The sequence below is a fragment of the Pseudomonas sp. EA_65y_Pfl1_P113 genome (assembly GCF_963970525.1).
Lineage (GTDB): Bacteria > Pseudomonadota > Gammaproteobacteria > Pseudomonadales > Pseudomonadaceae > Aquipseudomonas > Aquipseudomonas tritici.
Window position 1 is genome coordinate 1 of the sequence record NZ_CAXAQM010000503.1, and the last position, 468, is coordinate 468.

Annotated in this window: 1 protein-coding gene; it reads right to left on the minus strand. The window is 64.5% G+C overall.

Translation table 11 applies throughout. The features are described from left to right. The coding region (locus AACY52_RS30785) for an ArdC-like ssDNA-binding domain-containing protein (RefSeq protein ID WP_339561460.1) at window positions 1–468 on the minus strand (468 nt) is incomplete at both ends.

Genomic DNA, 468 nt, shown 5'->3' on the forward strand with positions numbered 1-468 from the left:
GAACCCGTCGATAGCGGCCCGATGCACGCTTTCGATCCGCGGTTCGGGCGGAGCAGAGACCGGATAGTAATAGACCGGTAGTCCGTCGATCTGGTCGACGTTGAAGACGGTGTACGAGCGCAGGAAGCGAACGCTCTTGTTCGCCTCTTCGCCGGTCACCCGGTCTGTCTCGGTCTTGGAGAAGCTCGAGAAGTAGACGCTGTGCGAGCCGTGTTCGCCACGGCGGACCTGGCCACCCAGCTCCTCGGCCTGACGGTAGGTCATCCAGGTTCGCGCCGAGTAGCCGCAGGCGTCGCCGATCGCCCAGAGGTAGAGGTTGTTGATTCCGGTGTACGGCGTTCCGCAATGTCGCAGCGGTCGACCGCCGGCACCGGTCAGGCCCCACGGGCGAGACCACGGCAGCACGCCGGCTTCGAGTTTCTCGATGATCAGGTTCGTGATCTCGGCGGCGACATCGCGGCGAGGCTT